The organism is Novacetimonas cocois, from assembly GCF_003311635.1.
GTDB lineage: Bacteria > Pseudomonadota > Alphaproteobacteria > Acetobacterales > Acetobacteraceae > Novacetimonas > Novacetimonas cocois.
Window position 1 is genome coordinate 1 of the sequence record NZ_QEXL01000021.1, and the last position, 26,645, is coordinate 26,645.

The 26,645-nt window shown below is 66.2% G+C and carries 24 protein-coding genes and 1 other RNA gene; 3 read left to right on the forward strand and 22 right to left on the reverse strand.

Features of this window, described 5'->3' with window-relative positions; translation table 11 throughout:
• The 17 genes from ftsZ to rnpB form a co-directional block, all read right to left on the reverse strand.
• Positions 1–1,095: cell division protein FtsZ (gene ftsZ, locus NJLHNGOC_RS13660; RefSeq protein ID WP_113596867.1), on the reverse strand; the 1,095-nt coding region annotated here is incomplete at its 3' end.
• A 91-nt stretch (positions 1,096–1,186) separates the two neighbouring features.
• Positions 1,187–2,596: a cell division protein FtsA gene (gene ftsA / locus NJLHNGOC_RS13665; RefSeq protein WP_113596868.1), complete on the reverse strand. Its 1,410-nt coding sequence runs from the start codon at positions 2,594–2,596 to the stop codon at positions 1,187–1,189.
• The gene (locus tag NJLHNGOC_RS13670) at positions 2,593–3,528 is read right to left on the reverse strand and encodes a cell division protein FtsQ/DivIB (RefSeq protein ID WP_113596869.1); all 936 of its coding nucleotides are present in this window, start codon (positions 3,526–3,528) and stop codon (positions 2,593–2,595) included. The genes ftsA and NJLHNGOC_RS13670 overlap by 4 nt, the downstream gene beginning before the upstream one ends.
• Positions 3,525–4,469, reverse strand: coding sequence for a D-alanine--D-alanine ligase (locus tag NJLHNGOC_RS13675; protein WP_113596870.1), 945 nt, complete (start codon positions 4,467–4,469; stop codon positions 3,525–3,527). The genes NJLHNGOC_RS13670 and NJLHNGOC_RS13675 overlap by 4 nt, the downstream gene beginning before the upstream one ends.
• Entirely contained in the window at positions 4,466–5,437 is a 972-nt protein-coding gene (gene murB / locus NJLHNGOC_RS13680; RefSeq protein ID WP_113596871.1) for a UDP-N-acetylmuramate dehydrogenase, read from the reverse strand. The genes NJLHNGOC_RS13675 and murB overlap by 4 nt, the downstream gene beginning before the upstream one ends.
• Positions 5,437–6,882, reverse strand: a complete 1,446-nt coding sequence (murC, locus tag NJLHNGOC_RS13685; protein ID WP_113596872.1) for a UDP-N-acetylmuramate--L-alanine ligase — start codon at positions 6,880–6,882, stop codon at positions 5,437–5,439. Before murC ends, murB begins: the two co-directional genes overlap by 1 nt.
• Positions 6,883–6,914: 32 nt before the next feature.
• Positions 6,915–8,030 (reverse strand): undecaprenyldiphospho-muramoylpentapeptide beta-N-acetylglucosaminyltransferase, encoded by a 1,116-nt coding sequence (gene murG / locus NJLHNGOC_RS13690; RefSeq protein WP_113596873.1) that lies wholly within the window; start codon positions 8,028–8,030, stop codon positions 6,915–6,917.
• On the reverse strand, positions 8,027–9,190 hold the full coding sequence (locus NJLHNGOC_RS13695) for an FtsW/RodA/SpoVE family cell cycle protein (RefSeq protein ID WP_110526255.1): 1,164 nt from the start codon (positions 9,188–9,190) through the stop codon (positions 8,027–8,029). The genes murG and NJLHNGOC_RS13695 overlap by 4 nt, the downstream gene beginning before the upstream one ends.
• On the reverse strand, positions 9,190–10,596 hold the full coding sequence (gene murD / locus NJLHNGOC_RS13700) for a UDP-N-acetylmuramoyl-L-alanine--D-glutamate ligase (protein ID WP_113596874.1): 1,407 nt from the start codon (positions 10,594–10,596) through the stop codon (positions 9,190–9,192). The genes NJLHNGOC_RS13695 and murD overlap by 1 nt, the downstream gene beginning before the upstream one ends.
• Positions 10,593–11,684 (reverse strand): phospho-N-acetylmuramoyl-pentapeptide-transferase, encoded by a 1,092-nt coding sequence (mraY, locus tag NJLHNGOC_RS13705; RefSeq protein WP_110526261.1) that lies wholly within the window; start codon positions 11,682–11,684, stop codon positions 10,593–10,595. The genes murD and mraY overlap by 4 nt, the downstream gene beginning before the upstream one ends.
• Positions 11,684–13,078, reverse strand: coding sequence for a UDP-N-acetylmuramoyl-tripeptide--D-alanyl-D-alanine ligase (locus tag NJLHNGOC_RS13710; RefSeq protein ID WP_113596875.1), 1,395 nt, complete (start codon positions 13,076–13,078; stop codon positions 11,684–11,686). Before NJLHNGOC_RS13710 ends, mraY begins: the two co-directional genes overlap by 1 nt.
• Positions 13,075–14,544, reverse strand: a complete 1,470-nt coding sequence (locus tag NJLHNGOC_RS13715; RefSeq protein WP_113596876.1) for a UDP-N-acetylmuramoyl-L-alanyl-D-glutamate--2,6-diaminopimelate ligase — start codon at positions 14,542–14,544, stop codon at positions 13,075–13,077. The genes NJLHNGOC_RS13710 and NJLHNGOC_RS13715 overlap by 4 nt, the downstream gene beginning before the upstream one ends.
• Positions 14,545–14,546: 2 nt before the next feature.
• A complete protein-coding gene (locus NJLHNGOC_RS13720; RefSeq protein ID WP_113596877.1) occupies positions 14,547–16,565 on the reverse strand; it encodes a peptidoglycan D,D-transpeptidase FtsI family protein in 2,019 nt (672 codons plus the stop codon).
• Positions 16,566–16,601: 36 nt separating this feature from the next.
• Positions 16,602–17,423, reverse strand: coding sequence for a cell division protein FtsL (ftsL, locus tag NJLHNGOC_RS13725; protein WP_113596878.1), 822 nt, complete (start codon positions 17,421–17,423; stop codon positions 16,602–16,604).
• Positions 17,420–18,430 carry a 16S rRNA (cytosine(1402)-N(4))-methyltransferase RsmH gene (gene rsmH / locus NJLHNGOC_RS13730; protein ID WP_113596879.1) on the reverse strand — a complete coding sequence of 337 codons (1,011 nt, stop codon included), beginning with the start codon at positions 18,428–18,430 and terminating at the stop codon, positions 17,420–17,422. The genes ftsL and rsmH overlap by 4 nt, the downstream gene beginning before the upstream one ends.
• The gene (mraZ, locus tag NJLHNGOC_RS13735; protein WP_113596880.1) at positions 18,427–18,903 is read right to left on the reverse strand and encodes a division/cell wall cluster transcriptional repressor MraZ; all 477 of its coding nucleotides are present in this window, start codon (positions 18,901–18,903) and stop codon (positions 18,427–18,429) included. Before mraZ ends, rsmH begins: the two co-directional genes overlap by 4 nt.
• A 332-nt stretch (positions 18,904–19,235) precedes the next feature.
• Positions 19,236–19,665: RNase P RNA component class A (rnpB, locus tag NJLHNGOC_RS13740), an RNA gene on the reverse strand.
• An 89-nt stretch (positions 19,666–19,754) separates the two neighbouring features.
• Between rnpB and NJLHNGOC_RS13745 the strand changes: the two genes are divergently transcribed.
• A complete protein-coding gene (locus NJLHNGOC_RS13745) occupies positions 19,755–20,732 on the forward strand; it encodes an alpha/beta hydrolase (protein ID WP_113596881.1) in 978 nt (325 codons plus the stop codon).
• A gap of 18 nt (positions 20,733–20,750) precedes the next feature.
• On the opposite strand, the gene NJLHNGOC_RS13750 is transcribed toward NJLHNGOC_RS13745, so the two are convergent.
• Positions 20,751–21,194 carry a hypothetical protein gene (locus NJLHNGOC_RS13750; RefSeq protein ID WP_113596882.1) on the reverse strand — a complete coding sequence of 148 codons (444 nt, stop codon included), beginning with the start codon at positions 21,192–21,194 and terminating at the stop codon, positions 20,751–20,753.
• 3 nt (positions 21,195–21,197) lie between these two features.
• Positions 21,198–22,676 (reverse strand): glucose-6-phosphate dehydrogenase, encoded by a 1,479-nt coding sequence (zwf, locus tag NJLHNGOC_RS13755; RefSeq protein WP_113596883.1) that lies wholly within the window; start codon positions 22,674–22,676, stop codon positions 21,198–21,200.
• Positions 22,677–22,927: 251 nt separating this feature from the next.
• On the opposite strand from zwf, the gene NJLHNGOC_RS13760 reads away from it, so the two are divergent.
• Together NJLHNGOC_RS13760 and NJLHNGOC_RS13765 are read left to right on the forward strand one after the other, a co-directional pair.
• Positions 22,928–23,203 carry a DUF2312 domain-containing protein gene (locus NJLHNGOC_RS13760; protein WP_110526291.1) on the forward strand — a complete coding sequence of 92 codons (276 nt, stop codon included), beginning with the start codon at positions 22,928–22,930 and terminating at the stop codon, positions 23,201–23,203.
• Positions 23,204–23,276: 73 nt separating this feature from the next.
• A complete protein-coding gene (locus tag NJLHNGOC_RS13765) occupies positions 23,277–23,996 on the forward strand; it encodes a hypothetical protein (protein WP_239021543.1) in 720 nt (239 codons plus the stop codon).
• Positions 23,997–24,016: 20 nt separating this feature from the next.
• On the opposite strand, the gene proB is transcribed toward NJLHNGOC_RS13765, so the two are convergent.
• The 3 genes from proB to rpmA form a co-directional block, all read right to left on the reverse strand.
• Positions 24,017–25,171, reverse strand: coding sequence for a glutamate 5-kinase (gene proB, locus NJLHNGOC_RS13770; RefSeq protein ID WP_113596884.1), 1,155 nt, complete (start codon positions 25,169–25,171; stop codon positions 24,017–24,019).
• Positions 25,172–25,191: 20 nt separating this feature from the next.
• Positions 25,192–26,220, reverse strand: a complete 1,029-nt coding sequence (gene obgE, locus NJLHNGOC_RS13775) for a GTPase ObgE (RefSeq protein ID WP_113596885.1) — start codon at positions 26,218–26,220, stop codon at positions 25,192–25,194.
• Between the two features lie 145 nt (positions 26,221–26,365).
• Positions 26,366–26,635 carry a 50S ribosomal protein L27 gene (rpmA, locus tag NJLHNGOC_RS13780; RefSeq protein ID WP_110526302.1) on the reverse strand — a complete coding sequence of 90 codons (270 nt, stop codon included), beginning with the start codon at positions 26,633–26,635 and terminating at the stop codon, positions 26,366–26,368.
• Positions 26,636–26,645 lie beyond the last annotated feature (10 nt).

The window sequence follows — 26,645 nt, forward strand, 5'->3', positions numbered from 1 at the left end:
CGCGGGCGCGGCGGTAGCGGCAGCAGCCTGCGGTGCCGCAGGCGCGGCTTCCGCCGTCGGGGCAGGGGACTGCTGCGCCGGCGTGGCGGCGGCCCCGGCTGTCGCGGCGCTGGCGCGTTCGACCGCGCTTTCGATGCCTGTCGCCACGACGGAAACACGGATGCGTCCGTTCAGGTTGGTATCGATCGCGGAACCGAAGATGATGTTGGCGTCGTCAGCCACTTCCTCGCGGATGCGGTTGGCGGCCTGATCCACCTCGAACAGGGTCAGGTCTTCGCCGCCCGTGATATTGATCAGCAGGCCGCGCGCGCCCGCCATGGAGGTGTCTTCCAGAAGCGGATTGGAAATCGCCCCTTCGGCGGCGGCGATGGCGCGGTTTTCGCCCTCGGCCTCGCCCGTGCCCATCATGGCCTTGCCCATTTCCGCCATGACCGTGCGGATGTCGGCGAAATCGAGGTTGACCAGGCCGGGGGCCATCATCAGGTCGGTCACGCCGCGCACGCCCATGTAAAGGACGTTGTCAGCCATCTTGAACGCGTCTTTCCAGCTGGTCCGTTCATTGGCAAGCCGGAAAAGGTTCTGGTTCGGAATGACGATGAGCGTATCGACAAACTGCTGCAGCTCGACAATCCCGGCCTCGGCCGACTGGGCGCGGCGTCCGCCTTCGAAGGTAAAGGGCTTGGTCACGACGCCGACCGTCAGGATGCCGCGTTCGCGTGCCATGCGGGCGATGACCGGGGCCGCCCCCGTGCCCGTGCCGCCGCCCATGCCCGCCGTGATGAAGATCATGTGCGCGCCGTCCAGATGACGCGACAGTTCGTCGCATGCCTCTTCCGCCGCCGCGCGTCCGATTTCAGGCTTCGCCCCCGCGCCCAGTCCCTGCGTCAGGTGGGGACCAAGCTGGATGCGCCGGTCGGCCTGACTGTGGGAAAGCTGCTGCGCGTCGGTGTTCGCAACCACGAACTCCACACCCTGCAGCTGCATGTTGATCATGTTGTCAACGGCATTCGTACCACCGCCGCCAACCCCGATGACCGTGATGCGTGGGGTGAAATCCGAATGGTTCTGCTGCGGGATGGTCAGATTCAGGGTCATGGTCGGCTCCCGTAGGCGAGGGATGGGATGGATGGGGGCGCGCGTTGTGCGCTTGCTTGCAGGATATTAAATAAGGACTTTATCGCGAATATCATACCCTGTCGCGGATGAAATCGACGAAACGCCGGATAAGGCCGGTGGGGCGCGCCTCGCTGATACCGGTATCATTGAGGGGATCGCCCGCGCCCGCTGCCCACGCCAGAAGTCCGGCGGAGGTTGCGAACATCGGCCATGTCGCCGGATTTTCCGGCAGGCCGTGAATATGGCGCGGACGGCCAAGGCGGACCTGCCGGTTCAGGATTCGCGCCGCCATCTGGCCGATTCCCTCCAGCAGCGATCCGCCACCCGTCAGCACCACACGCCCGTCGGCGGCGGGGCCGAGGGCCGCCATTTCCAGGCGATCGCTTACCATTTCAAGTGTTTCCTCCACGCGCGGATGAATGATGGAGACAATCCTAGAACGCGGAATTCTGACATAATGATGGTCGTTGTCGCCAATAAGCTGCACCAGGATCATTTCCTGATCGTCCCCGGACGAAAGCTCTGCCGAGCCGTGCATGGTCTTCAGCCGTTCCGCATTGTCGATGGAGGTGGAAAGCCCGTGCGCGATATCGCGCGTGATGTGCTGCCCGCCGATCGGGATGCTGGAGGTATGCAGCAGCCGTCCCTCGCCAAACACGGCGATGGAGGTCGTGCCCCCGCCAAGGTCCACGACCGTGACGCCAAGGTCGCGCTCCTCCTCGTTCAGCACGGCGAGGCCGGAGGCCAGCGGCGCGGACACCATCCCCGCGATCGTCAGGTCCACGCGTGACAGGACCGCCTCCACATTGCGCAGGGCGGTGGTGTTCGCGTCGATGACATGCATGCGCGCCGACAGGTGGTCGCACAGGTGGCCGCGCGGGTCGAGGACGCCCTGCGTCTCGTCCACCGCGTAATCCAGCGGCAGCGTATGGATGGCCGAACGTCCCTCGCTCAGCGCGCGCAGGCGGCCTTCGGTCGTGATCCGGCGCATGTCGGTGTCGCCGATCTCGCGCCCGCCGATGGGCCAGCGGATGTTGAGGTGACGGCTTTCGGGATGGCCGCACGACAGGTTGATGAAAATCTCGTCCTTGCGCAGGGTCGCCATGTCCTCCGCCTGCCCGACGGCGGCACGGATGGCTGTCTCCGCCTCCCTGAGGTCCACGATCCCGCCGGAGCGCACGCCATGGGAACGCCGCCACCCGTGGCCCAGCACCCGCAGCGATCCGTCCGGCTCCCCTTTGCCGATCAGGCACACGATCTTGGTCGATCCGATGTCCAGGACGCTGAACGGACCCGTCCTCAGCTTGCGCTGCGGGCGGTCTTCCTCCATCGGGATGATGTTCGTCATGACCCGCCGGTCGCGTCGCGCCGCATTGGGCAGGGCGGGGACCGATGCCGGACGCACGCTTGGCAGGCCCGGTATCGCGGGGGCCTGGCGGGGGGCCAGGATCCTGTCGGGACGGGGGATCAGGTTACTCATGCACGTCTCTGCACATTGCCGGGGTCGGGGCGGGTCCGGGGCATGTCCGGTATGGACAGGCCGGCCGGGTCCGCAATCGGGGGCGTATTGTCATTGCTGGCGGGCCTGTCGCTGCCGGCAGCACCGGGGGCTTCGCGGATAATCAGGCGATCGGGCAGGCGCATGTCAATGGATATGACGGGACGGTCGAGGATGCGCATGGTCTGCTGCATTTCCGCAAGGCGTTTCAGCGCGGGGACTTCCTCGCCTTCGGGCAGGAGGACCACGGTCCCGTCACGCAGCGTCAGGTTCCACCGGCGCTGTCCCACGCGCACGGCGGCGACGACATGGCCGCGCACCTCTGGCTGGGCCGAAAGCTCATCCATCAGCGACGCCGCCGCCAGGTTGGCGTCCGGTCCCACCACCAGCGGAAGCTGCATGAAGGCCTGCGCGTCCTTGCCGGTCATGCCCTGGTCGCGCACCTGGTTGCCCGCCCGGTCGATCAGCATGAAATGCCCGTGATTCTGCCATACCGCAAAGGGACGGCGTTCGATGAGGTGGACGATGATCGTGCCCGGCAGGCGCCGTTCGACCACCGAATGATCGACGAAGGGCAGCGCGTCGATACGCATGCGCGCCGCGCCGAGTGAAAAGCCGAGGATGAAATCCCCCTTGTGGACGCCAAGCGCCTCCTGCAGCGCCGCGTCCCCCGTCAGTTCGTTGCCGGTGACGGTAATGTCGGTAATGCGCAGCGGCAGCATGTTGACCACGCGCGCGCGCAGCGGCGCGAAACGTTCCTCCGACCCCATCCTGTGGACCAGCCCGACGCACCCAGCCCCGATGGCGCATACCAGCAGGGTCGCGATGGCCGGACGGATCAGCCGCTTCTGCCGCCGCAGGAAGATCGACAGGCGCGACGGACGGTCATTCAGATTGTCGGCGGGACGCTTCATGTACGACAGGTCGCCTGTTCAACCAGCCATTCGCACAGACGGGCATAGGCAATGCCGCATGCCGCCGCCTGTTCCGGCAGCAGCGAGGTTTCGGTCATGCCGGGCTGGGTGTTCGTTTCCAGAATGACCAGTCGGCCGATCCCGTCGGCGTCGCGCGTGTCGTCATAACGGAAATCGGTGCGCGACGCCCCACGGCATCCCAGCATCCGGTGTGCCGCCAGCGCCAGTTCGCGCGCGCGTTCAAAGGCCGCCGGGTGGATGCGCGCGGGCAGCACATGGCTGGAACCGCCCTGCTGGTATTTGGCGGTATAGTCGTAAAAGCCATCGCCCCCCGCGTCATGCGGCGTGATGTCGGTCACGGTCAGCGCCCGCTCACCCATTACACCCACCGTCAGTTCGCGTCCGGGTATGAACTCCTCCACCAGTGCGGAAGTTCCGAACTGCCACGTCCGTGCGATGCTGGCGCGACGGTTGGACCCGGCGCGGATGATTTCCACCCCCACCGAAGACCCCTCGTTGACGGGCTTGATGACATAGGGTTCGGGCATCGGGTCCGCGGCGGCAAGTGCTTCCATCGTCACGACGCCCCCGCGCGCCACCGGCAGGCCCGCGGCCTCGAACACCACGCGCGCCGCCGCCTTGTCCATCGCCGTGGCGGAGGCACGGACGCCCGAATGGGTATAGGCGATGCCCATCCAGTCCAGCACCCCCTGAATGGAGCCGTCCTCGCCAAAGCGGCCATGCAGCGCGTTGAAGACCACATCGGGACGATGCGTGGTCAGGTCGCCGACGATCGCGCCCAGGTCGGGACCCGCGACGATCTGGCGAACCGGGTAGCCAAGGGAACGCAGCGCCTGCGTCACGCCCTCGCCACTGCGCAGGCTGACTTCGCGTTCGGCGGACATGCCGCCCATCAGGACAGTTATGTTTGGACGTGTCATGACGGTTCATCCTTGCGCAGGGGGCGTCCGATACGCCTGATTTCCCATTCCAGCGTCACGCCGGTATGTTCGCGCACGCGCCTGCGCACGGTTTCACCCAGTTCTTCCAGTTCCGCCGCCGTGGCGCTTCCCGTGTTGAGCAGGAAATTGCAGTGCTTTTCACTGACCTGCGCCCCGCCAAGCTTCAGCCCCCGGCACCCGGCGGCATCGATCAGTTCCCATGCCTTGCGGTCGGACGTGGCAGGATCGGGATTGCGGAAGGTCGATCCCCCCGTGCGCGCCCGCACGGGCTGCGCCGCCTCCCGCGCCGCGCGGATCTGCGCGATGCGTTCGCGGATGACCGGTATGGCGGAGGGCTGGCCGCACAGGCGGGCGCGCACGACCACGGCGCCCTGCGGCACGAGGGCATGGCGATAGCTGAATTTCAGCGCCCCTCCGGGCAGGCGCAGCAGTTCGCCATCGCGGGTGACGATCTCCACCCAGTCGAGGATGGCGGAAATGTCGGAGCCATAGGCCCCGGCGTTCATGGAGACCGCGCCCCCCACCGCGCCGGGGATGCCCGCCAGGAATTCCATTCCCGACAGGCCGCATGTCGCGGCATGTTCCGCCACTGTCATGTCAAGGCACGCCGCCCCGGCGATCAGGCCGTTGCCGTCATGGGCGATTTCGGAAAAACCGCGCCCAAGGCGGATGACCACGCCGTCAATCCCGCCATCGCGGATGATGGTGTTCGAACACGCCCCAAGGACGCGGACCGGCACCTCGAGCGGGATGTGGCGCAGCGCCAGCGCAAGGTCACGCGCATCGGCAGGCTGCACCAGCAGTTCCGCCTTTCCGCCCACGCGGAACCACGTGCGTGGGCCCAGGGGGGCGTCGGGCGTCAGGCGGCCACGGAAATCGGCCAGCGCGTGGATCACGTCCTCGCGCCATTGCACGACGGTGGGGGAATGTGCCGCAGCCTGTGTCATCACGCCGCGTCTTCCCCCTTGTGCGCCGGGGCGGAGGAGGACTGCAGTTCCGCAAGCTGTCCCGGCAGCGCCTGCGCCCAGTTGGTGATGCTGCCCGCGCCAAGGCACACGACAAAGTCGCCCGGCCGGGCGATGGCGTTGATCATTTCCGCCAGATGTTCCGGCCCCGGCAGGGGGACGACGGAACGGTGCCCGCGTTCGCGCAGTCCCTCGACCAGCGCGTCGCGGTCCATGCCCTCGATCGGCTGTTCGCCCGCGGCATAGACATCGGCGATGATGACGGTGCCGGCATCGTTCATGCAGGTGCAGAATTCGTTGAACAGGCTCTGCAGCCGTGAATAGCGGTGCGGCTGCATGACCGCGATGACGTTGTTCGCCCCGGCCTGGCGCGCGGCCTTCAGCACTGCGGCGATTTCGACGGGATGGTGGCCGTAATCGTCGATGACGGTGATGCCCCCCGTCTCCCCCGTGCGGGTGAAGCGGCGCTTGACCCCCTTGAACGAGGCGAAGGCGGAACGGATCGTCGCGTCGTTGATTTCCATTTCAATGCCGACCGCGATCGCCGCCAGCGCGTTCTGGACGTTGTGATGGCCCAGCATCGGCAGGCGGAACGGGCCGGCGCGGCGCGAACGGTTGCGGTTGCGGTCGGTCACCACGACCTCGAACGTAGCACCCAGCTTGTCTGTGATGACCTTTTCCGCGCGGATGTCGGCCTGCGGGGAAAAGCCATAGGTGATGATGCGATGGTCCGACAGGCGGGGGATCATCTGCTGGACGGCAGGATGGTCGATGCACAGCACCGCGAAGCCATAGAACGGAATGTTGGAGACGAACTGGTCATACGCCGCCTGCATCGCCTCTGCCGTGCCCCAGTGGTCCAGATGTTCGGGGTCCATGTTGGTCACGACCGTGATGACCGACGGCAGGCGCAGGAAGGAGCCGTCGCTTTCGTCCGCCTCGACCACCATCCAGTCGCCCGATCCCATGCGCGTGTTCGTGCCATAGGCCTCGATGATGCCGCCATTGATGACGGTGGGGTCCAGTTTCGCCGCCTCCAGCACGGCGGCGACCAGGCTGGTCGTCGTCGTCTTGCCATGCGTGCCGCCCACCGCCACGGACCAGCGCAGGCGCATCAGTTCCGCCAGCATTTCCGCCCGGCGGACCACCGGGATCAGGCGCGCGCGCGCGGCCAGCACTTCGGGATTGTCGCGCCGCACGGCGGTGGAGGTCACGACGACCTGCGCCGCGCCAAGGTTGGCGGCATCATGGCCGATCGTCACGGGAATGCCCGACGCGCGCAGGCGCGCGACATTGGCGCTTTCAGCGATGTCCGATCCCTGTACCGCATAGCCCAGCATGTGCAGCACTTCGGCAATGCCGGACATGCCGATGCCGCCGATGCCGACAAAGTGGATGGTGCCAATGGAAAGGGGCAGGGCTCTCATTATGTATCAGTCTCCGTCTTCGCACTGCCGGATTAGGCGGCACAGGCCATGTGATGCAAGCGTCCTTCTATCATGTCCGCCAGATGCGCGGCGGCGTCGGGCCGCCCGATGCCACGCGCGGCCGCCGCCGCGCGCGACAGGGCGTCGCGGTCGCCAAGAAGTTCCGTCAGTTGAGTGCCCAGCCGCCGGGGCGTCAGTTCGGCCTGCGGGATCATCCACGCCGCCCCCGCCTCGACCAGGGCGCGGGCATTGGCGCTCTGTTCATCGCTTGCGGCGATGGGCAGCGGCACGAGAATCGCGGGGCGCCCGGCGACCGTGACCTCTGCCACCGACGACCCGCCAGCCCGCCCGATGACCAGATGGGCGTCACGCAGCAGTTCGGGCACGTTGTCGAGGAAGGGCGCGACACGGGCGGGAATCCCGCTGTCGGCATAGGCGGCGCGCACGCGTTCCACGTCCTCGGCGCGGGCCTGCTGGGTCACCTCGATGCGCGCGCGCAACGCGGGCGGCAGTCCGGCCAGCGCCGCGGGGACGACATCGCTGAAAATCCGTGCGCCCAGCGACCCACCCCACACCAGCAGCCTGATTGTCCCGGTGGAGGGGGAATAGATCACGTCATGCACGGCGGCGATGTCGGGGCGCACCGGCATTCCCGTCAGGGTGACGGGCACGCCGTGCGGCAGTTTCGCGACGACGGGAAAGGATGTCGCGATCCCGCTGGCCCAGCGCGCGAGGAACGCGTTGGCCCGTCCCATCACCGCGTTGCCTTCATGGACAAAAATCAGCGGACGGTCCCGTCCCATCAGGCGTGCGCCCAGCAGCGGCGGGACGGAGGGGTATCCCCCGAACCCCACGACCGCGACCGGTCGCAGGTCACGCAGGATCGCGCGCGCGCGCCATGCCCCGTGGGCAAGGGCAAGGGCCGCGCGGGCCGCGCGCGTAATCCCGCGGCCCGCGATTCCCGCGCCGGGCAGCACGAACTGCGGCCGGCCGGCGAAAATGCCGCTCTGGCGCATCCCGGCGCGACGGTCGGTCATCAGCGCGACGTCGCGCCCGCGCCGGACCAGTTCGCAGGCCAGTGCCTCGGCGGGAAAGAAATGTCCCCCCGTGCCGCCAGCGGCGATGATGATGGGGCGCTGGGGGGTCATGTGCGGGATCTCCGGCTCAGGAACGCGGGGAAGGACTGGCTGAACTGGCTGTCGCCCACGCGGCTGCGCGTCAGGGCGAGCACCATGCCGATGGTCAGCGCCACCGACATGGCGGAGGAACCGCCATAGGAAATGAAGGGCAGGGTCATGCCCTTGGTGGGGATGAGGTGCAGCGTCGATCCCATGTTGACGAAGGCCTGCAGCCCGAAACCCGTCACCAGCCCGGTGGTCGCCACGACGATGAAGGGATCGTTTTCATGCAGCAGCTTCAGCAGGGCGCGAATGACGATGACGCCAAAGACGCCGATGATGAACAGGCAGACGATCATGCCGAATTCCTCGCCCGCGACGGCAAAGACGAAATCGGCGTGCGCGTCGGGCAGCAGGTCCTTGACCCGCCCTTCGCCCGGACCACGGCCCAGCAGCCCGCCATTGCCAAAGGCCCGCAGGGCGGTGTCGATCTGGTAATGGTCGCCCACCTCGGGGTGGAGGAAACGCTCCACGCGTGAACGGACATGGGGAAAGACCGCATACGCGCCGATGAAGGCCGCGACCATGCAGCCCACGCCGCCCGCCACAAGGAACAGGCTGAGCCCGTCGACGAAAAGCTGCGTGATGAAGACGGTCGTGATCACGCTGAGCATGCCGATGTCGGGCTGTGATTTCAGCAGCAGCAGCACGACCCCGAACAGGCCCAGCGCGATCAGCATGCCGGGGAAATAGCGTCGCGTCTGGCGCTCCGTCAGCAGCCACGCGGTCACGACGGCGAAACAGGGCTTGAGGAATTCCGAAGGCTGCACCGACATCATCGGCAGCGCGATCCAGCGTCGCGCGCCCTTGATCTCGATCCCGTGGACCAGGGTCAGCGCCGTTGCCGCGATCCCCAGCACGAACCCGATGGCGGCCATGATCCTGACCGCGCGGATCGACAGCAGCGACGTGCCGATCACGATGCCCGCCGCCAGCAGGAGGAAGCAGACCTGCTTGAAGATGAACATGTCGCGTGAGGCGCCGATGCGCACGGCCACCGCCGGGCTTGCGGCCAGCATGAGGATATAGCCAAACCCGATCAGGATGCCGACACAGATCAGCGTGACGCGGTCCACGTTGCGCCACCATCGCGCCATGGGCGAGGTGTTGATGCGTGATATGCCCGCCATTACCGCCTGGCCTGCCTGGCCGTGGCGTCAGGTTCCCCCGCCAGTGCGCGAACAAGTTCGGCAAAGCGGTGGCCACGCGCCTCGAACCCCGTGAACTGGTCAAAGCTGGCGCAGGCGGGCGACAGCAGGACTGTGGGTACATGTTCCGCCCGCGCGGCGGCAAGGGCGGCGGGCACGGCGCGTTCCATCGTTTCCGCCATGGTGAAGGCCACGCCATGCCGTTCCAGCGTGCGGGCCAGCAGCGGGGCGTCGCGCCCGATCAGGAACGCGTGGACCACATGGGCGAACAGGGGCGACAGGTCCTCGATCCCGCCGGCCTTGGCAACGCCGCCCGCGATCCAGATCATGCGGTCATGGCAGGACATGGCCCGCGCGGCGGCGTCGGCATTCGTGGCCTTGCTGTCATCGATGAAGCGGATGCCGTCGATGGTGCCGATGGTCTTCTGCCGGTGGGGCAGCCCGTCAAACGATGCCAGCGCCGCGCCAGTCCCGGCGCGCGGGCATCCCAGCCACTGCGCGATCGCCACGGCCGCGGCCGCATTTTCGGCATTGTGCGTGCCCGGAAGGGAAGGGGCATGCGACAGGTCCGCGATTGCCCCCGCGCGGTCATGCAGGACGTGATTTTCGACCCACAGGTCGGGCGCATGTGCATCCCCGCTGATTTCCATGACGGTGATGCCGCGCTGTCGCAGGTTGGCGGCCAGTCCGTCATGGCGCGGTACGGTGTTGCCGATCACGGCAAGATCGCCCGTTCCCTGCCGGTCAAAGATATGGAGCTTCGCGCGGCTGTACCCTTCCATGTCGCCATGCCGGTCCAGATGGTCCGGCGTCAGGTTCAGCAGGCAGGCCGCGTCGAAATGCAGGCTGCCCAGGCGTTCCAGCATGTAGGAGGACATTTCGAGCACATAGACGCCATTATCAGGCAATAATGGCAGCGATAGGGCCGCGGGGCCAAGGTTGCCGCCTTCGGCCACGGAGATGCCCGCATGGCGCAGCAGGTGGGCCAGCAGGACGGTGGTGGTGGATTTGCCGTTGGTGCCGGTGACCCCGACGAAACGCGCGCGCGATCCCGCGCGCCGCACTGCCTGGAACAGGAAATCCGCATCGGACAGGATGGGCACGCCCGCCGCGCGCGCCATGGCGGCGACGGGGTGGGGCGCGGGCAGGACATGGGGAATGCCGGGCGACATCACCAGCGCGTCAAACCCGGTCATGTCCGTAAAGGGGGCGAAGGTCAGACCCGGTATGGCGGCCCCGGCGGCCGCGTCGGGGCGCGTGGTATCGTCCCATGCCTGCACCCGCGCGCCTATGTGCGCCAGCGCGCGCGCCGCCGCCATGCCGTTGCGCCCGAGGCCAAGGACGCCAATGGTCTGTCCATCAAACAGGTCCGCAGGAAATGGAGTCATCGCAGTTTCAGGGTGGCAAGGCCACACAGTCCCAGCACAATGGAAACGATCCAGAACCGTATGACGATTTTTGATTCAGGCCATCCTTTTTTCTCAAAGTGATGATGAAGGGGCGCCATCAGGAAAACCCGGCGGCCGGTGCGCTTGTACCAGAACACCTGGATGATGACCGACAGGGTCTCGATCACGAACAGGCCGCCCACGATGCACAGGACCAGTTCGTGCTTGACCGCGACCGCCACCGCGCCCAGCGCGCCGCCAAGGGCCAGCGATCCCGTATCCCCCATGAAGACGGCGGCCGGCGGTGCGTTGAACCACAGGAAGCCAAGCCCCGCGCCCACCAGCGCGGAACAGAAGATGCCCAGTTCGCCCGTTCCCGGCACGGCATGCAGCTGCAGGTAATCCGCGAAGATGTGATTGCCCACCAGATAGGAAATCAGCGCGAAGACAAGGGCCGCGATCGTGACCGGCACGATCGCCAGCCCATCCAGTCCGTCGGTGAAATTGACCGCATTGCCGAACCCCGTGATCGTGATCATCGCGAACACGGGAAAGGCATATCCCAGCGGCAGCAGCAGGTCCTTGACGAAGGGGAAGGCAAGATGGTTCGCCAGATCCGGCGGCATCAGGCTTTCAAGCCATATCCCCCCCAGCAGCGAGACCACGAATTCACAGCCCAGCCGCATGCGCATCGACACGCCATCGGTATTGCGGCGCGACAGCTTGAGATAGTCATCGGCAAACCCCACCGCGCCAAAGGCCAGCGTGATCATCATCACGGCCCAGACAAAGCCGTTCGTCAGATCCGCCCACAGCAGGGTCGATCCCAGCAGGGACACGAGGATCAGCACGCCGCCCATCGTCGGCGTCCCGGCCTTTTCCACCAGATGACGTTCCGGCCCCAGGGCGCGGATGGGCTGTCCGCCGCGCTGGATGCGGCGCAGACGCGCGATCAGCGGATTGCCAAGCGCCAGACTGAGCATCAGCGCGGTCAGGCACGCGGCCCCCGCGCGGAACGTGATGTAGTGGAACAGGTTGAGGATCGAAATATGGCCCGCGGCGTGACGCTGGAACAGGTCAAAAAGCATTATGCCGCCCCCTGCACGTCGTGGCGCAGGGTCTCGACAACCTGACGCATCCCCATCCCGAGGCTTCCCTTGACCAGGATGGCATCGCCCGCCCGCGCCGACGCGCGCACCTGCGGTACAAGGGCCGCGGCATCGGGCGTCCACGCGCCACGGAGGGAGGGGGGCAGGAGGTCAAAAAGATATTTCATGTTCGGGCCGCAACAGAAAACAAGGTCCGCATGCTCGCGGACGGCTGAAAGAAGGGATTCGTGCTGGTCGCGCGCAAAGACGCCAAGTTCGAGCATGTCACCAAGCACGGCGATGCGCCGTTGCGCCGGGATCTGGCCCAGAACCTCCAGCGTCGCGCGGATCGATACCACCGATGCGTTATAGCTTTCGTCCAGCAGGCTGGCCGTCGCATCGAGTATGGGGGTGATCGCGCCGCGTCCGGAACCCGGCAGGAAACCCGCCAGCCCCTGTACCGCGCGGTCCATGTCGCCGCCCGCGGCACGCGTCGCCGCCAGTGCCGCCAGCGCGTTGCGCGCCATGTGACGCCCCGGCGCGTTCAGGTGCACATCCCCCGACCATGCGCCGATATGCGCATGAAAGTCGCAGCCATCGGGACGGGCCTGAAAACCATCCAGCCGCGCCGTACTGTCGGGCTGCGTGCCCGCCGTCCACAGCCGGGCGCCGACGCGACCGGCCTGCGCGACAAAAAGATCCAGCCCGATGGCATCATCCGGCACGATCACCACGCCATCGCGGGGCAGGGCGGCGATCAGGGCGGATTTTTCCTGCGCGATGGCCTCCAGACTGCCCATGTGCCCCAGATGCGATCCGGCAATGGTCGTGATGACGGCGACATCCGGACGGACCATGGCGGCAAGGGGGGCGATTTCGCCGGGATTGTTCATCCCGATTTCACACACGCAGAACATGTCGGCAGCAGGCAGGCGCGCCAGCGTCAGCGGCACGCCCCAGTGATTGTTGTACGACGCGACGGCGCAATGCGTGGGACCGCATGCCCCCAGCGCATGACGCAGCATTTCCTTGGTCGTGGTCTTGCCCACGCTGCCGGTGACGGCGAGCATCCGGCCGTCAAAGCGCGCGCGCGCGAACGCCGCCATGGCGTTGAGTGCGCGCAGCGTATCGTCCACCATCAGGATGCGCGGGTCGTCGGATCCGGTTTCGCGATGCGCGATGACGACGGCCGCCCCCCTGTCCAGCGCGCGCGCGACATGCGCGTGGCCGTCCGAACGTTCCCCCACCAGTGCGACGAAGATATCCCCGGCTTCGAGCGTGCGCGTGTCAATGGAAACGCCCGTGGCGTCAGGGGCGGGATTTCCATCGGATGCCGCGCGGAAATGACCGCCGGTGGCCGCAAGAAGTTCGGATCGGGTCCACAGGACTGTCATGAATTGCCCGTCAGTTCGCGAATGATGGATACGTCGTCAAAGGGCAGGACGGTCGTGCCGATGATCTGTCCCTGCTCATGTCCCTTGCCCGCGACAACCATCACGTCACCGGCCTTCAGCCGCGACAGCCCCTCGGCAATGGCCTGTCGCCGGCCGCCGATATTGCTGGCCGTCGGGGCCGCGGCCATGATCTGCTGGCGGATGGAGGCTGCCTCCTCGCTGCGGGGATTGTCGTCGGTCACGATGACGTCGTCCGCAAGCCTTGCCGCGACGTCCCCCATCAGGGGACGCTTGCCCCGGTCGCGATCACCGCCCGCGCCGAACACCGCAACCAGCCGTCCCGTCGCATGCGGGCGAAGGGAAAGCAGGAGCCGTTCCAGCGCATCGGGCGTATGGGCATAATCGACATAGATCGCGGCCCCGTTCGGCAGGGTGGCCGCGTGTTCCATGCGTCCGCGCACGCCCGTCAGGAAGGGCAGGCAATCAAGGGCCGCGTTCACGTCCGCATCGTGCGGACCGGACAGTGCCGCGGCAAGAAGCAGATTGTCGACCTGAAATCGTCCCGGAAGCGGAATGGAAACTTCCCGCGTGGCGCCACCATGTTCCAGCGTCAGGACCTGCCCCTCGGGCCGGGGGATGGCGCGCAGCAGACGGATGGCATCCCCGCGTTCGCCCACCAGCCGCAGCCGCAGGCCCCGTCGCGCCGCGATCGCGCGCAGGGCATCCAGCGTGGCCGGGTCCATGTCGGCGTTCGCGGCCGCAAGTCCGCCATCCGGCAGCAGCGTGTCGAACAGGCGCAGCTTTGCCGTGCGATAGGCCCCGGTGCTGCCGTGATAATCCAGATGGTCGCGCGTCAGGTTGCTGAACCCGGCGGCGGTGATGGGTACGCCGTCCAGACGGCGCTGTTCCAGCCCGTGGGACGAGGCCTCCATGGCGACATCCGTCACGCCATGTTCCCCAAGCGTGCACAGCGTTTTCGCCAGGGTGACGCTGTCCGGCGTGGTCAGGGAGGGGCCGGCGGCGACGGGGGCGTCGGGGGAGACGATCCCCAGTGTCCCGATGCTTGCGGCCATGCGCGCTTCGTGGCGCCAGATCTGGCGCAGGAATTCGACGGTGCTGGTCTTGCCGTTCGTGCCCGTCACCGCGACGACATGTCCGGGCATGGCCGGCATGAGTGCGGCGGCCATCACGGCAAGCGTGTGGCGCGGGTCATGGGTCGCGATGCAGGCGACCCCGTGGCCTTCATATTGGGCACAGGCGTCCGAGGTGGATACGAGGCCGCATGCCCCCTGATGCAGGGCCTGCGCGATATAGGCGCGGCCATCGGCGCGGCTGCCGGGAAGGGCGGCGAAAATCATCCCCGGCCCGATCTGCCTGCTGTCGGCGGAAATGCCGGTGACGTCCGGATCATGGCCGCCCGTGTCCGCCACCAGGCCCGCGCGGCGCAGCACTGTCGTAAGTTTCATCTCTATCCCCGTTTCGGGCGGTTTGTCAGGGGAAGTGCGTCTTCCCGTTCATCGCGCGCGGCGTGCATGCGTCCGGCCTGTCCCTCGTCCGATGTCATTTCCCCCGTTCCGTGGCGGCTGCCGTGATGCCTGCCTTCGGCCTGCTGCATGTGCGCGGTGCCGGGATCATTGCCCGGGCCCAGCGCGCGATACCCGTGCGGGACGGCGGGCCGCATCGGGATGAACAGCGAACTTTCAATCGCCTGCTGATGGGTGGTGTCAGGGAACAGCCCCATCATCGGTGCGATGCGGGTGATGATGTGCGATGCCGTTGGTGCCGCGTTCCACGCCGCCGTCGTCCACCCATGCGTCTGCGGCGTCGCCTTGGGGCTGTCGAGCATGACATAGACGGCATATCGCGGCGCGTTCATCGGGAATATGCCGGTAAAGGCGGAAACGTTGACGTGCTTGAGGTATCCGCCATGCGCGCCGATCTTTTCCGCCGTTCCCGTCTTGCCCCCGACGAAGTAGCCGGGGGATTCCGCGCTCTTGCCCGTGCCGCCAGCCACGTCGAGGCGCAGGATCTTGCGCAGGATGGTGGAATTGGCGGCCGAAATCAGGCGTTCCGCCCCGGGGACGGGTGCCGCCGCGTCGCTGGCGTCGGGCGCGGGGCTGCCGCCCGGCGTCCGGTCCTGATCATGCAGCAGCAGGGTGGGTTTCAGAAGAAAGCCGCCATTCGCGGTCGCCGCCGTGCCACGGACGATGGCAAGCGGCGGTTCCGCGACGCCATGGCCGAACGCGACGGTCATGACGGTCGAAATGCCCCAGTTATGGACCGATGGCACGATCGGGCGTCCCGCTTCGGGAAGTTCGATGGGCACGCGGGAGAAGAATCCCATGTTGCGCAGCCATTCCTGCTGGCGCGCCGCCCCGGCATCCAGCGCGATATGTGCCGCCGCCGGGTTGGAGGAATAGGCCATCACCTCCGGCAGGGAAAGCCACGTGTCGAAATGGTCGCTCTTCATATCGGAAATGGTGAAGCGGCCGATCTTGATCGGCACGCTCGAAAAACGGTCCCAGATATGGGCGACCCCGTCCTGCAGCGCCATGGCCGTCGTCTGCAGCTTGAAGGTGGAGCCGGGTTCGTACATGCCCGTCACCGCGCGGTTGAAGCGGGCGTCCGCCGGGGCATGGCCGAAATCATTGGCGTCATAGTCCGGCAGGCTGACCATTGCGATGATTTCGCCATTGCGCACATCCATCACGATCGCGCACGCGCCGATGGCCTGGAACGTGTCCATGGCGGATTGCAGTTCGTCATGCACCACGTTCTGCACCCGCACGTCGAGCGAAAGGGTCAGGGGCGCGCGATTGCTGTCGAGGCGCTTGTCGAAATACCGTTCGACCCCGGCGACGCCATGGTCGTCGATGTCCACGCCCCCCATGATCTGCGCCGCCACGCGCCCCATGGGGTACCGGCGGCGTTCGCCGGGTTCGAAATAGATGCCGGGAATGCCAAGGTTGTTGATCGCCAGTTCCTGCGCCGGGGAAATGTCACGCGCGACATAGACGAACTGCCGCGCCGATGAAAGGCGGCGCAGCGTTTCGGCTTCGTCAAGGCCGGGCAGCACGTGCTTGAGTTTGTGCGTCGCGTCCTGCGGGTCGATCATTTCCTGCGGATTGGCGTAAACCTGTGCCACCGGCAGGGAAATCGCAAGCGCCTGACCATTGCGATCGACGATGGAGGCGCGATGGACCTGTGGCAGGACGATGTCATTGGCGACCATCCCCTTGGGGTCGCTCTTGGGGATGGGGGGGACCTGTGGCGCGATCTGATGCTGCTGCGGGGCCAGTGGCATGATGATCGTCGCGACGCTCAGCTTGACGCTGACGGCGCCGAACAGGACGCAGAACACGCCCGCCACCACCAGCAGGCGGGCATGCATCTTGTCCCGCGCCATGCGCACGCGCAGGCTCCCGCCGGCGGGGCGGGGGCCGTCTGCATGCGCATCATCAGGGTGTGGGCGGGGCGTATCGTTCATGTCACCGACGGTATCCGGCAGCGGAAGCGACCGTCGTCAGTTGCTGACGGGTACGGGCGGCGGAAGGGAGGAAGTGCGGGAATTGGCAAGCGAACTGCCACCGCTGCGCACGGATGGCACGGTATCGGGATGCCATGCGGCGTCGGACACCTCATGGACGGGATGATAGTGATAGGGCGTGACCCGGTTGCTCGCCAGCATGACATCATGACTTGGCGTCGCGACATGCGCCGCGCGGACAGTGGCGGGTGCATGCGATGCCGGCGCGTCATTTTCGGCCATCACGGATGGGGCATGTTCCACGGCATGCGACGGGGCGCGGTCGGGCACGGCATGCACGACTTCACGCTCCGGCCGGTCGGGGCGCTGCGCGACAGTTTCCACGCGCGGTGTCGTGACATGCCGGACGGGGGCAGCTACCGGCGGCGCATGGGGCACCACGGCCTGTGCCAGTGTCACGGGCGCGCGGGCATGCTGCGCACCCTCCGCCGCCGCTGCGGTCACGTGATCGGCGGCAAGCGAGACGCCCATTTCCGCGCGCGGATTGACCGGGGCGACAGGGGCCGCGCCGACGGGCGGCAGATGCCCGCTCAGGTTCGCAAGCTGCACGAACTGGGTCGGGGCCACGGGATGCAGCGCCGGGGCATAGCGTTCCGCCAGGACATGCAGCCGGTCCGGCTGGTTCAGCATGGTCCATTCGGCCCGCAGCATGGCGGTCTGGTCGCGCGTGCGTTCGGTCTGGACCACGATCTGCGCGATTTTCTGGTCAAGGGCGGAGGTCTGCTGCTTCTTGGTGTACAGGAACAGCCCGGACACCGCCGCCATGACAGCACAGAAGAGCGTGATGAGCCGGGTCATTGCTGTTGTTCCATTTCTTCTGTGGTTGGGGAGGACGCGACACGTTCCACCGTCCGCAGCCGCGCGCTGCGCGCGCGCGGGTTGCGGTGGCATTCCGCATCCGACGGCCGGATGGCCTTGTTCCTGACAAGGTGGAAGGACGGACGGTCCGCGCGCTGCATCATCGCGCCGGGATCGTGGCGGGACGGGGCGGGGACGCGGCCCGATGCGCGGTTCATCGCCAGCTTGACCAGGCGGTCTTCCAGCGAATGGAACGACACCGTTACCAGCCGGCCGCCGGGGGCCAGCAGCGCCAGCGCCTGGTCCAGCCCGCGTTCGATCTGTCCCAGTTCGTCATTCACGTAGATGCGCAGGCCCTGAAACGTACGCGTGGCCGGGTCGATGCCCGAACGGTCGGCTCTGACGACCGAACGCACGATTTCCGCCAGACGGAGCGTCGTGGTGATCGGGGCCTCGGCGCGGGCGGCCACGATGGCGCGCGCGACCCGGCGTGACATCCGTTCCTCGCCATAGGCATAGATGATGTCGGCCAGTTCGCTTTCCTGATAGCGGTTGACAATATCAGCCGCAGTCGGTCCTTCGTCGCCCATGCGCATGTCCAGCGGGCCATCCATGCGGAATGAAAAGCCACGCTCGGCCTGGTCGATCTGGTACGAGGACACGCCAAGATCCAGCACGACGCCGTCAAGCACATGCATGTCGCGCGCCGCCAGCAGGGCGGCCATGTCGCCAAACCCGCCCTTGATCATGTGCAGGCGGGAATGCCCGGCCCCGTCAGGGAAGGCAGGGGCCAGCGCGGCGCCCCGCGCGATGGCGGCGGGGTCGCGGTCGATGGCCCACAGGGTGCAGTCCGCGGCCGACAGGATGGCCCGGGCATAACCGCCGCCGCCGAACGTGCCATCCAGATAGGTCGCGCCGTCACGCGGGCAAAGGTCGTGCAGCACCTCCGCCAGCATGACCGGCACATGGCCTTCATCGGCCGGGAAGGGCGTGGTCATCGTACTCATGCCGATCCCTCCGCAGGGGATGCGGCCGTCTTGCCGGAGGTAAGGCGCCGCGCGCGCTGGCGGGCCTCTTCGCGGCGGCGGGTCGCGGCGTCGGGATCCCAGACCTGAAAGATGCGGCCCAGCCCCATGAACGTCACATGTTCCGTCAGGCCGGCATGCGCGCGCAGCGTCTCGGGCAGGAGGATGCGTCCTTCCTTGTCCGCGTCGATGGGATAGGCGTCGGCGTAAAGCGCGGTGGCGAGGTCGTCGTGGTCTTCCGAAAAGATGTCCACCTCGTCCAGCGGGCGGGCCAGCGCGGAAAAGGCGGCGCTGGGCCATGCCTCAAGGCAGGGATGAAGGTGGGAAGGACGCATGATTACAAGCGGTTCGCCCGCGCGGGCCAGGGTGCGCAGGGTGGTGCGGAAGGCCGACGGGATGGAAACCCGCCCCTTGGCATCCAGTCGGTTCTGATGCGTGCCAAGGAATACACTCACGCTGTGCGATGCCCTCCCTGGCATGGATTACAGAAGGTCCGGAACACTGGCCCCGTGCGGGTGAAGGTGACTCCTTCACTCATCTTCACTGGGTCAATGTGGGATATCATGGGATTTCATGGGCGGTCAATTAAAGATATCCAAAAGTTGGCGGAAAACCGCTATTGTTCAACGACAGGGGGCGTAATGGCAGGTAAAGAGGAATATATCCCGCGCATCAGGACCATAATCGTATCCAATCAGTGAATGTTTATGTTTTGTTCTTAATGATGGATACTTACGCGGCGTCGCTTCCGCGATCCGGCGCGGGACAGGTATTGCAGGCGCGAAGGGATGCCAGACGGTCTGTAAGCCGGGTTCTGTCCGTTCCCGCAGGGGGAACGGGACGACCATTCCTCTGGGACGTGGCTTGCGACACGCCTCACGCGACCAACCCGAACGACGGGGCGGAAAGCCCCTGACGGCGCGAAACGGATTTCGCCCGCCTGTCGTTCCTATTCGGTCTTGCTCCCGGTGGGGTTTGCCCTGCCGCCCATGTTACCATGCGCGCGGTGCGCTCTTGCCGCACCGTTTCACCCTTGCCCCCAACCCGGCGTCACGCCCGATGGACGCGACATGGGCCGTGGGGGCGGTCTGTTTTCTGTGGCACTGTCCCTGGGGTCGCCCCCGCCGGCCGTTAGCCGGCACCGTTCTTCCGTGGAGCCCGGACTTTCCTCCATCACTGCGCGGATGCGCACCAACAGCGGTCGTCCGACCGTCTGGCATGCGGAAACTGGCGGTGCATGCGGTGCGCGTCAAGGGCTAAAGCCTTGGGACGCGAAAACTTATGATCAGTCAGGAAAGGCGCACAGGTGTCAGCATCCGATGTCCCGGCGTCCGCATGCCACGCGGGCGGACGTCCGCCGGGGCTTTTTACACGTCTCTTCCTGCTGGGGATCAGGCTCCGGTCCTCCAGCACAAAACATGTTCCCCATACGCTGGAGGATATCCGCAGGCGCTTTGACCGTCCCAGCTTTCCCAAAAAGCTGTCCAGCCTGCAGGTCCGTCGCGTGATCGACATGCGGGTGCCCGGCGCGACCGAACTGCGTCCCGCGCGGCTGTACATCCCTTATGGCAAGGTGCGCGGCGTGGTCCTGTTCATGCACGGGGGCGGGTATGTGCATTGCGGGCTGAATTCGCATCACGGGATCTGCTGCCGCCTTGCGCGGCAGTCGGGGGCGGCCGTCCTGTCGTTCGATTACCGCCTGGCGCCGGAAAATAAATTCCCTGCGGCGGTGGATGACTGCTGGGCCGCGCTGAACTGGCTCAGGGGGGAGGCCTGGCGCTGGGGCGGTGCGATGGCGGTGGCGGGCGACAGCGCGGGGGGCACGCTGGCCGCCGTCATCAGCCAGATGAACCGCGACCACGGCCATCCTCCCCTTGCCATGCAACTGCTCTATTACCCGTCGCTATATGGGGAAAAGCCCGTTCCGTCGCGCGATGTCTATGCAAGCGGCTATATCCTGAGCACGCGGGTGATGGAATGGTACGCGGAGGAGTATATCCGCGATCCGAAGGACCTTTGTGATCCCCGTCTGGCCCCCATCTTCGCGGCGTCGCTTGCCAACCTGCCGCCCGCCGTCATCGGCCTTGCGCAGTGCGATCCCCTGCATGATGAGGGGACCGGATACGCGGCGGCGATGGAAAAGGCGGGGTCGGAGGCCGTTACCCGCACATGGCGCGGGACGGTGCACGGGTTCCTTAATTTCTACGCATTCCTGCCCGGTGGGAAATCAGCCATCCGGTACGGCGCGCACAGGCTGCGGGCGGCCTTTGCCCGACAGCCCTGACGTCGCGGCGCGCGTTCCTCAGCGCGGCATGGCGTGGAAGACGCCGGGGGTCTGCCAGTCGGTCTGAACGCTCTGCGACAGCCGGTCCACCTTGAGGGTGAAGAGGCGTGGCAGGGTGTTGCGATCGCCGGGGCACGACCCCGAATGACGTTCCATGACATCCAGCTTGGTCGCGTCGGGCGGGTCGTTGCCGTTCAGCACGAACAGCAGGCAGTCCTTGCGGTCGTGCGTCATGCCATTATGCGTCACGACCGTGCGGAAATGTTCGACAAGGGCGGTGTTGTCAAACCAGCTGACCTTGGAAAATGTCAGCCGGTCTGCCGCCTGGTCCAGCCATCCCATGCGCGCGACAACAAAGGCCAGAAGGGCCATCGGGATCACCATCAGCACCCGTCGGATAATCCGCTGTCGGATCGTCATGGGCGTGCGGGAACGACCGGAAAGGCGGGGGGGGACGGCCATGCGTTATTTCATGTCCTCGTGCCACAGGTGACCCGACTGCGCCAGCAGGTTGCGTGCGCCTTCGGGGCCCCATGTCCCGGCGGGATAGGGTTCCAGCGGCGCCTCGTTCTTGCTCCAGCCCTGCAGGATGGGGTCGATCCATTTCCATGCGGCCTCGACCTCGTCGCGGCGGATGAACAGGATCGGGTCGCCACGCACCACGTCAAGCAGCAGCCGCTCATAGGAATCGGGATAGCGGATGTTGAACGCCTTCTCGAATTCGATGTTGATGTCCGCCTCGCGCAGGGTCAGGCTGTCGGTCGGGGTCGGGTCCTTGGTGGAAACCGACAGCATCACCCCCTCGTCAGGCTGGATGCGGATGATGAGCCGGTTGGGCGCGGGCCTGTTGGTGAAGATGGTCCATGGCGCGGCCTTGAACTGTATCACCACCTCGCTGCACTTTTCCGCCATCCGCTTGCCCGAGCGCAGGTAGAAGGGCACGTTTCCCCACCGCCATGACAGGATTTCGGTCTTCAGCGCGACAAAGGTCTCCGTCTCGCTGGTCACGCCTTCGCCAAGGTCCTCGACATAGCTTCCGACCGTCTGGCCGTTGATCTTGCCGCGCATGTACTGCCCGCGCGAGGTATAGATCGCGACCTCCGACGGTTCGATCGGCTTGAGGGCGTGCAGCACCTTGAGCTTCTCGTTGCGCACGCTGTCGGCGTCGAGCGAGACGGGCGGGTCCATCGCGACCAGACACAGGACCTGCAGCAGATGGTTCTGGATCATGTCGCGCAGGGCGCCGGACTTGTCATAATATGCGCCGCGTCCCTCCACGCCCACGGTTTCCGCAGCCGTGATCTGGACATAGTCGATGGCGTCGCTGGTCCACAGCCGTTCGAACACGGGATTGGCAAAGCGCAGCGCGATCAGGTTCTGGACCGTTTCCTTGCCCAGGTAATGGTCAATGCGGAAGATATGGTTTTCGGGGAAATGCTGCCCCACGCTGTCATTGATGGCGTTGGCGCTCTGCAGGTCGGTGCCGATCGGCTTTTCCAGAACCACGCGCGACTGGTCGGTGATCAGGCCCTGTTTGCTCAGGTTTTCGCAGATCTGTCCATAAAGCGCGGGGGAGGTCGCAAGGTAATAGACCCGTATGCGGCTGTCGGGCTTCATGTCCAGCAGCGTCTTCAGGTCGGACCAGTGGCTCTGGGCTTCCGCACCGTTGAGGCTGACGTAATACAGCAGGTCTATGAAGCGCGCGACCGTGCTGGCCTCCAGCGCGTCAGCGGCGACATGGTCATGCAGGGCCTGCTTCGCGCGGCCCTGATATTCCTCCCGCGACAGGGGGGAGCGCGCCGTGGCGATGATGCGCGCGTCATCGGGGATCTGCCCGTCACGGAAACGGTAATACAGCGCAGGCAGCAGCTTGCGCATGGTCAGGTCGCCCGTTCCACCGAATACGATGTAGTCGAACGTGTCGACGGGGGGAAGATGTGCCATGAAAATCGGCCTCCTGCCTGGTTCTGTTTCTAGCCCCGTATCCGGCATGCGTGGCACACCGGCAACACGGACGGGCCGATACCAACGGTCACGACCGATTAGGGCCGCCTTTCGGAGCATGTCAAGCTGGCATTGACCCGCGTCCGCCATCGCGATAAGCCCGCCGTTCGAATGCGTCATCCACGTTACATGCCCGTGCGCGGCATGGCGGGGTATCGCGCCCCAGTTCACTATATCCGGAGGCAGCAGGCATGAGTGCCGATAATTTCGAAACTGACGAGGGCAGCGCGGCCGTTGGCGGAATTGCTGCCGACCGGCTACGCAGCATCATTGAACGTATCGAGCGGCTGGAAGAAGAGCGCAAGGCGCTTGCTGGCGATATCAAGGATATCTACACCGAGGCGAAGTCGGCGGGATTTGACACGAAGGTCATCCGCCAGATCATCCGCCTGCGCAAGCAGGAACCGGCCGAGGTGGAGGAACAGGAAACCCTCCTCGACATCTACCGTCGCGCGCTGGGCATGTGATATCCCCGCCCGGATGGCGGAAGGATGGGGTTGAGGACGTGTTGCCTGTCATGATGAAGGTCGAGAGACACCCATGACGATACCATGGCCGGAATGGCTGCCGGGATGGGCGCAGGTGCTGGTCCTGATGGCTGGCCTGCTGTTCGCGATCCTGTGGATGCTGGTCCCGTTCGCCGTGATCGGCGTCAAGGGGCGGCTTGACGCGCTGGCGATGCAGATCGATGACCTGCAGGCGGAACTGCGGGTCATGGCCGTGTCGGGCGCATCCTCCGCCACGCGCGATGAGGCGGAAACCGCCGCCAGCGAACCCCTGGCGGAGGTCTTGCGACAGCAGGACGGGGATCACGGGGCCGAAAGGCAGGCGGCCACGCCATCCCCGGCGCGGCGCCTCGACCCCGATGATCCCGAATGTGATATTCCCGCCTATGAACGCCGTCCCATGACCCGTCCCGCTCCGCCATGGGCAGGGGAGGCGCCTGACGATGTTCCTCCGTCACCACCATCGCCGGATGAAGCGCCCGCCACCAGCGCGGCGCCTGTGCCCCCCGATGGACGCGAAGGGGAAGGGAATGGCGGACAGGCCGCGGCCGATGCAGGCAGGACGGTGGCACGCGATGGCGTGCCCCTGCGTGTCCAGCGCGCGCCCATGCTGAAGAACGGCCCGACGGATGCGGAAACCGGGGTCAGGGCCGCCATGGCGCGGAAGGTGGAGACGGGCATTCCCCGCACCGCCCGCTGGGCAGAGCGTCGGCAGAGGTCGGAGCCAACCCTCCGCTGGCCGCCCCGTCGCTGATTACCCTCAGCGGCGGCAGGTCAGGCCGGCTGCGTGCAGGCCCTGTCGTTGAGGACGAGGTCATCGCGGTGAATGAGTTCATCGCCGCCATGCCAGCCAAGGATCGCCTCGATTTCATCCGACTGGCGGCCGGCAATGCGTAGGGCGTCTGCTAGGCTGTAGGAGGCGAGGCCATGGGCAATGCGCTGTCCGGACATGTCCGTCACGCTGACCAGATCGCCACGGTCGAATTCCCCCGATACGGCATGAACCCCGGCAGGCAGGAGGGATGATCCGCTCAGCAGCGCGCGCACCGCGCCATCGTCGATCACCAGGTTGCCCGCAGGCGTAAGGCTGCCGCCGATCCATTTCTTTCGCGCCGAGCGCGCGTCGGGCGACGGAAGGAACCATGTGCAGCGCCCGCCATCCATCAGCGCGCGCAGCGGGTGCAGTGGCTTGCCCTGCGCGATGACCATGGCGCATCCCGCCTGCGTGGCGATGCGGGCGGCCATCAGTTTGGTGCGCATCCCGCCAGAGGAATAACCCGGCGGCGGGGCGCCCCCCATGGCTTCGATCTCGTCAGTCAGGCTTTCGACCAGCGGCAGGTGCCGCGCGGCGGGATTGACGCGGGGGTCGGCTGTATAAAGCCCGTCAATGTCCGACAGCAGGACAAGCTGGTCCGAATTGGTCATTTCCGCCACGCGGGCGGCCAGACGGTCATTGTCGCCAAAGCGGATTTCCGTCGTGGCGATGGCGTCATTTTCATTGATGATCGGGACGCATCCCAGCGTCAGCAACGTATTGAGCGACGCACGGGCATTGAGGTAACGGCGGCGATGTTCGGTATCGTCGGGCGTCAGCAGCAGTTGCGCCGCATTGAGGTCGTGGCGCGACAGGGCATTGGCCCAGGCCTGCGCCAGCCGGATCTGCCCCACGGAGGCCGCGGCCTGCTTTTCATCCAGCCGCAGCACCCGTCGCGTCAGGCCCAGCTGGTGCCGGGCAAGGGCGATCGCGCCGGAGGAGACGACGATGACCTGCACCCCATCCCCGCGCAGTCGCGCGATGTCTGCGGCCACGCTTTCCAGCCACGCCTGCCGGGGGGAGGCGCTCTGCGGATCGACGACCAGCGCGCTTCCGATCTTGACGACAATGCGCTGTCCATTTTTCAGGCTGGGCAGGGTGGGAAAAGCTGTCACGGTCGGTGTCTTCTGCGTTGTCAGGCCGGGGTGTCGGGGGTGGCGTCGTCATCGGCGCGAATGCGGGTGATCTGGTCCTGAACCAGGCGCAGGACCTTGTCCACGCCCTGACGTGATACGCCGGACATGGTCATCACCGGCCTTCCGCTGGCCTGTTCCAGCAACTGGCAACGTTGCGTGATGTCTTCGGGCGACATGGCGTCGATCTTGTTCAGGACGATGATTTCCGGCTTTTCCGCCAGTCCGCCGCCATATTCCGCCAGTTCATGGCGAATGGTGCGCCATGCCTGCACCACGTCCTCCTGCGTGCCGTCGATCAGGTGGACCAGCACGGCGCAGCGTTCGACATGGCCAAGGAACCGATCGCCCAGCCCGGTGCCCTCATGCGCGCCCTCGATCAGGCCGGGAATGTCCGCGATGACGAATTCCTCGGTCACCGACAGGCGCACGACGCCAAGCTGGGGATGCAGGGTGGTGAAGGGATAATCGGCGATCTTGGGCCGTGCTGCGGAGACAACGGACAGGAAGGTCGATTTCCCGGCATTCGGCAGGCCGACCAGCCCGACATCGGCAATCAGCTTCAGCCGCAGCCAGACCCAGCGTTCCTCCCCGGGCCAGCCGGGATCGGCGCGGCGTGGCGCGCGGTTGGTGCTGGTCTTGTAATGGGCGTTGCCGCGACCGCCATCGCCGCCGCGACACAGCAGCAGCCGCTTGCCCGCCTCGTCCAGATCGCCAAGAAGGGTTTCGCGGTCCTCGTCGAAAATCTGCGTGCCGACGGGAACCTGTATGATGACCGGGGCCGCGGCGGCACCGGTGCGGTCGGATCCCGCGCCGTTTCCGCCCTTACGCGCGCGGAAATGCTGCGTATAGCGAAAATCGATCAGGGTGTTGAGGTTGTCCACGGCCACGAAGATGATATCGCCGCCGCGTCCGCCATTGCCGCCGTCGGGGCCGCCGAATTCAATGTATTTTTCGCGCCTGAACGCAATGACGCCATCGCCGCCATCGCCGGATTTCACGAAAATTTTGGCCTGATCAAGAAACTTCATCGCTCACGGGTCCGATCTGGGCCGGTGGCAGCCCCATGGACGTGTCTGATACCAGAAACACGCCGTGGTATCGATACGAAAAAGGGGACGGCCCCACGTGACCGTCCCCCTCTGGTCTGAACTGTCTCCCGGATGGGAACAGTTTTTATTCCGCGGCTGCGGGCAGGGCTTCGACCGAAACATGCACGCGGCCTTCGGCGCGGCGTTCGAACTTCACATGCCCGTCGACGAGCGAGAAGATCGTGTGGTCGCGGCCGAGGCCGACATTGGTGCCGGGCTTCATCTTCGTGCCGCGCTGGCGCACGATGATGTTGCCTGCGACGACGCTTTCGCCACCGAACTTCTTGACGCCGAGACGGCGACCGGCGCTATCGCGTCCGTTGCGGGAAGAACCGCCTGCCTTTTTTTGTGCCATTGCCTGAACT